Below are 6,000 nucleotides of genomic sequence, written 5' to 3'. Positions count from 1 at the left end.
GGGGTTAGTCCAGCAACCTCAGACAAATTCAGAGTAAACCGCGAAAAATGTAGGTCTGATCCTGCCAAACCAAATCTAGTGTTCCTTCCCATTACCTAAAAATAAGCTTCTTCAAGGGGAAGGCTAGGATGGGGTTAGTCCAGCAACCTCAGACAAATTCAGAGTAAACCGCGAAAAATGTAGGTCTGATCCTGCCAAACCAAATCTCTTATCCCCTCCCCTTTCCAAGGGGAGGGTTAGGGTGGGGTTAATCAAGCAACCTCAGACAAATTAAGAGTAAACCGCAAAAAATGTAGGTCTGATCAACGAAACACCATCAAACATACCTTGAAAAAAGTCACCAAAAATCTGAATCCCTATACAGTTTATTTTTATCTCGCCTACATATTGCTCGTTTTGCGCCATTCAATAGTCAAGAAAATGCGCGTTTTGTACTGGCAAGAAATGAAAAAGCGTTTTAGTATCAATAGGTAAGAATATCTGCGTGCGAAATAACAGGCCGTGGGAAAATGAAATAACGCGCATGCTCGTTTTTCCAGTTTTGGATTTTGTGAATAGCTTTATAAAAGCATTATTTTTCATATAGATATAAAGGTATTGGAGAAGTTTTTGAATTGTCTAAATATGCATGTGCATTATTAAAAATGTTAGGCTTCCAAGTTAACTGCTATGCTTTGTTAAAGGACTAATGAATTGAGTATTAAATTTCTAGAAAACAATTTCGACAAAGTAAGTTATCTCGTTAATTTATTGACATCTAGAGCTACAGGGCTGTCTGCTGACAATAATGAATATGAGATTCTTCGACGAGAGCTCCTAAGTAATAGTGAGCTCTTACCACTGCTACCTTCTTTATTAAAGCAACACCGTAATCTAGATACATTTTGGGGATTCATTCAACCTAAATTCAGTACTTACGCGGAAAGACGAACTTACATATCAGAACAGTTCACGCCAGTATTAGATTTACTTGAGTTTGGAGCTTCGCCTCAAACACCTACTCAGAAAAAATTCCACCCAAGTTCACAACCTCAACCAGTAGCTAGAAACAAACGGAAAGTATTTATTGTTCATGGCCGTGATAATGAGGCAAAGCAAGAAGTTAGTCGCTACATTGAACAGTTAGGTCTTCAAGCAATCATATTGCATGAACAAGCTTCTGCAGGTATGACCATTATTGAAAAAATAGAGCATTATTCGAATGAAGCTGATTTTGCCATCGTCCTCTATACCGCTTGCGACCATGGCCGCGGGGTACATGAAAATAAAATACCGCCTAAGAATAGAGCGCGACAAAATGTTGTTTTTGAACATGGCTATCTTATGGCTAAACTGGGTCGAGAAAATGTATGTTCACTGGTGAAGGGTAATATAGAAACGCCCAATGATATTAGCGGCGTTGTTTATGTAGGACTAGATGATTTTGGGGCTTGGAAAACTGAGATAGCCAAAGAACTAAAGGCTTGCGGTTATCAGCTCAGTCCTCTGTTTTAAGGCTTCAGAAAGTCTAACAATCACATTAAGGCGGTCGCAATCTCCCTGGGGCAGTAACACGTGGGCTCTGTCGCTTCGCCCGGATTTTAGTCCGCGTATTACTGCCTCTTATGCGGGCGTTAGGGCTCTTCAGAATGGTTTCAATTCTTGAGCTATGGTACTGTATGTATAGACACCTATAAGGAGTGAGTTGTTGTTCAAAAAATTCGGATTCAGTGGAGAATCAGACTTTTTCAAGAACCTTGGTGATGGGGTTGGAAAGGGATTGTTTATTTTATGTGCCGCTATTGGGACTGTATTATTAACAATTGGTGGCGCATTTGCCGGAAATTACGTTTTTTCTACTAATTGGCAAGCTACTACAGGCTTTTGGCAGTGTCTTTGGTTAATTTTGGTCAATCCTAATTCAGCCTTAATTTCTGGTGGCGTACTATTCCTATTAGGAGCCACGGGAACGTACAAAGACCAAGATCGGCAAAATAAAAATATGCTTGAACTAGGTCTAGCAAATGAACAATTAAGCGATACCAAAAACGCACTGAATTCAGCTCAGGAAGAATTGCAAGAGAGCAAGTCGAGAATAATTGGACTGCATGGTGAACTTGTACAAACCTGGCTAAAAGGTATGTCAAAATTTCTAGAACTTGACAGCAACTCTAGAGTAACAATTTACTATGAACATGATGAAGAATTTTATCTTTTAGAAAGGTATTCTAAGAATCCAACTTATTCAAAAGTTCATAGGCAAAAATTTCCTTTGAATCAAGGTGTTATAAGCAAATCTTGGGAGCATGGAAGTCACATTGAAAACGAGTGCCCTCACTCAAGCTCTAATGAAGACTATATTAATTATCTTATTGACACATATGGCTATAAACAAGAAAAAATTGAATCTTTAACAATGAAGAGCTGTAGGTACTATGCTAAAGCAATAATTGACGCTGATGTTCATACTGGCGTTATTGTTTTTGAAGGAACGGAAATAAATTTTCTTGAAAATGATCTAAAGCAGAAAATTGATGACTATTGTAGAGATCATCAAGGTCAACTTTCAAAGTTTGTTCGAGACAGCCTGTTGTTTGATAAAGAAGTTAATATTAAGCGAGAGGGTAAGAGTATGTCTGTTGAAGTTGATATTCTTCAAATGATGGAGGCTTAAAAATGAAAAAGTTACAACAAATTATAGCTTTCCTATGTTCGGAATATCCTCATAAATCAGAAATAACTAAAGCTAGATTAACAAAAATGGTTTATTTGGCTGACTGGTTTTCAGCGTTGCTAGATGGTAAACAGCTAACGGATATCGAATGGGTTTTTAACCACTATGGCCCTTATGTTGATGACGTGGTTGATGCAGCTCATAGTGCTCTTGGCTTTAAAGTTGAACACCAAAATACCATGTATGGAACGTCAAAATATGTAATCTCATATAAAGGCGATACGGAAGAACTTGATTTAAATAAGCGTGAGAAAAAGATTCTAAATGCTGTAATCGAAAAAACTAAATCAATGTACTTCAACGAGTTTGTTGATTATGTGTACTCAACATATCCAGTCAAAACAAAAGAGAGATATTCATCATTTGACTTGGTCTCACTCGCTCAAAGGTATAAGGAAGAAAGCCCTAACAAGGTCAGCCAGTCGGACGTGTAAACGCGCCGCTGCTGGAAGCGTTAGACATATGAAAATTGTAGATTAATAATTAGGGTCAGCCGGTGTCAATGGTGCGATAGAGTTCGGATCGCTTTATGCAAACATAATTCGTTATGTTCTTTATGGCGTGCTCCGGACTTCATTCGCGAATGTGTTTTTCTATTGGTTGTGCTGGATAAATTATCCGCAACAGTCACCCATCTGGATCTAGTCCTTGGCCAATTAAAGCCAAATTCCCACGCACTTTAGTGCGCCACAAAAACGTCAGTTCCCCATGTTATCCAATGCGATAAACGCACAGAGTTGGTGGCTAGGTTTTCACCTTCCAGACCCGAAATGGCTTAACATGCAGGCGAATAAAATAGATCCGATATCACCCTCCATTCAGAGGAACACTGGCTTATTATCCAACCCCCATTACTGGCTGAATGACACCGGAAAACTAGCTAAACACACGATCAATATCGAACGTCTGCATATTTTTTAACATATGAAATACCGCTCTTGCGAGTTTATGTGCAATGGCTCTTATGGCCACAATACCATTGCGTTTTTGCTTTTTCCGTTCATAAAAACGCTTTGCTTTTTTATCAAATCGAACTAGAAAGTGTGCCGCTTCGGAAAAAGCCCATGATAAATATTTATTGCCCGCTTTACGATTGCCTGTGCCTTTCTTTTTGCCGTTGCTTTCTCGAATACTGTTAACACAGCGACAATAGGATGCATAATTACCAGCCGCAGAAAACCGATTGATATCGCCTGTTTCCAGCATGATAGTTAACCCTAAAATAGGACCAATACCTGTGACACTGGTCAGTAGTTTGAATTCGTCTTTGAGCTTCACTGCACTCAGTGTTTGTTGTTCTATAAGGTCTATTTGTAAATCTAAGGCTTTGAGCATCATGAGATTGCTATGAGCAGAGTGATATAAAAAACTGCCTATTTTAAAAGGCAGTATAAAAGAAGCTTTACGTATATCTGCACAACTGACTCGATACCCTAATGAGCGCCATATTTGATTTTGAATGCTCACCATATGACTAGATGCCTGTTTAACTAATTGTCTTCTACGACGTAATAAATCACGTACTTGTCTGAATTCTGGTGGGTAAATATGGCCAGTTGGCAAGATGCCTAATCGCATCAAATGGGCTAAATGAAACGCATCTTGATGATCATCACTGTATTTTAATCCGTCGTATTGTTTTACGGCGGCCGTGTTAACCAGCTCAACTTGGTAGTCCTTTTCAATTAGGCCGTCAACGAGCCAATACCAATTAAATGTTGATTCAATGGCAACGGCTTTTATTTGCTCTTTGAAAGGAGCAAGTAATTCAATAGTGGCGTCTAAATTATTGTCGATGCGCTTATCCACAACCTTCTTATCCTCTTCATCAATTACAACCACAACATGATTATTTGAATGTAAATCAATACCGCAGTAAAGTGACATAACAGCCTCCAGTTTGTGATGGTTTGAGCACCATTCAGCATAGCTGAACACAGGCTCGGAGGCTGACTTGAGGATTTTCAGAGTCTGAGGGATCCCCACGAATTTCATGTCAAAATACTCGATGCTTCGCGTAGTGTTTTTACGCATTTCGTGACTCCTTCCCGCCATTGTTTCGCGGTGATTTTTAAGCTTACTGATATGGCTCGCTTTCCTAAATATGAAAAGGATAAAACTCGTTTATGACGGATACTATTACTCTGAAACCGGTGTGACAAACCTGCTTGCTCTACCACTTTACCTAGCACAACGAATACCATTTCAACCAATGTTGTCATCATAACAAGAAGGTTCATACGCTTTAACTTGTAGGTACCATTGTGTTCAAATCCCATTCCGAATTTTGTACTTTTCATGTCCCTAAAGCTTTCTTCAATCTGCATTCTGGTTTGATAAACCTGAACACACTTTTTCGCAAACGAACGACCTTTTGGTAATGATGAGACCAGTAACCATGGCTCTTTTGCCCCATTGGCCGCTGTTAAAGATGTTTTAGATAACTTTGTTGAGCCATCTCGATTTAACGAGTGTCGGCCCTTTGGCTTTCCTTTGTATAAAACCAGCCTGCTTAGTTGAGGGTCTGATTGTCTTAACGCTAATGTTAGTGTCTTGGGTTGGTTGCTCGCCTGAGGGAATAAGGTTGAGATGCATTGCCATGATTGGTCTTGGTCATTGTAGAACTTACGAGGCCGACGAACACGCCCAACATAATCCCACTCCATTTCTTTCACCAGATCAATCCATGGCGTTTTAAAACCCGCATCCGTCACAATGATCGGCTTAGATTTTTTAGGTAATAAGGCTTTAAGTGTAGATAAAAACCGCTTATGTGTAGATCGTTTCTCTTTTGTCTTTATGTCATGAACTTCTTCATAAAGGGTTAACGGACGACCGTCAAATGCCATTGTTGCTCTGATTAGGAAGTGTTGTTTTCTTGCGTCTAAGTCAGACCAATCGACACTAATGATAGGATTTTTGCTCGTCGTAAAAAGATGACACATGTAAGCATAGATAGAGAGTGATTCACGTTGCAGGTTTGGGTTTGATAGCAATCGATCTGAGCGTTTTATGCGATGCTTCTCATAAGCATTGGATCGAATACCACGACCAATGTTAGTCACGGTACAGAGATTGCCTTGTGTAAGACTTTGAAGGCAAGCAATCAAAGCTTGTCGTCGAGTTTTATGCATATTTGGGCTGACAATGGGGATGATTTTGTTCAGAATAGTCGTCGCGTTCATGGCTCTAGGTGTTTAGTTGTTTTTGGCGAAATTATTGATCACCAAAAGCCATGAATGTTCCTTATAGGCTCTAACTTATTGTTATTTATTGATAATTCGTGG

At 39.4% G+C, this 6,000-nt stretch carries 5 protein-coding genes; 3 read left to right on the top strand and 2 right to left on the bottom strand.

Features of this window, described 5'->3' with window-relative positions; genetic code table 11:
- The first annotated feature begins 693 nt into the window (after positions 1-693).
- The 3 genes from ACHUFM_RS01345 to ACHUFM_RS01335 all read left to right on the top strand — a co-directional run bounded on the left by ACHUFM_RS01345 (position 694) and on the right by ACHUFM_RS01335 (position 3,147).
- Positions 694-1,494 (top strand): TIR domain-containing protein, encoded by an 801-nt coding sequence (locus ACHUFM_RS01345; protein WP_394178823.1) that lies wholly within the window; start codon positions 694-696, stop codon positions 1,492-1,494.
- A 190-nt stretch (positions 1,495-1,684) separates the two neighbouring features.
- Positions 1,685-2,653, top strand: a complete 969-nt coding sequence (locus ACHUFM_RS01340; protein ID WP_394178821.1) for a hypothetical protein — start codon at positions 1,685-1,687, stop codon at positions 2,651-2,653.
- Between the two features lie 2 nt (positions 2,654-2,655).
- Positions 2,656-3,147, top strand: coding sequence for a Panacea domain-containing protein (locus ACHUFM_RS01335; protein ID WP_394178819.1), 492 nt, complete (start codon positions 2,656-2,658; stop codon positions 3,145-3,147).
- 442 nt (positions 3,148-3,589) lie between these two features.
- Here the strand turns inward: ACHUFM_RS01335 and ACHUFM_RS01330 are convergent, their stop codons facing one another.
- Entirely contained in the window at positions 3,590-4,747 is a 1,158-nt protein-coding gene (locus ACHUFM_RS01330; protein ID WP_394178817.1) for an IS110 family RNA-guided transposase, read from the bottom strand.
- Entirely contained in the window at positions 4,705-5,898 is a 1,194-nt protein-coding gene (locus ACHUFM_RS01325; protein ID WP_394178816.1) for an IS4 family transposase, read from the bottom strand. Before ACHUFM_RS01325 ends, ACHUFM_RS01330 begins: the two co-directional genes overlap by 43 nt.
- Positions 5,899-6,000 lie beyond the last annotated feature (102 nt).

Source organism: Marinomonas posidonica, assembly GCF_043643765.1.
Taxonomy (GTDB): domain Bacteria; phylum Pseudomonadota; class Gammaproteobacteria; order Pseudomonadales; family Marinomonadaceae; genus Marinomonas; species Marinomonas posidonica_A.
This window is presented reverse-complemented; position numbering and strand designations above follow the sequence as displayed.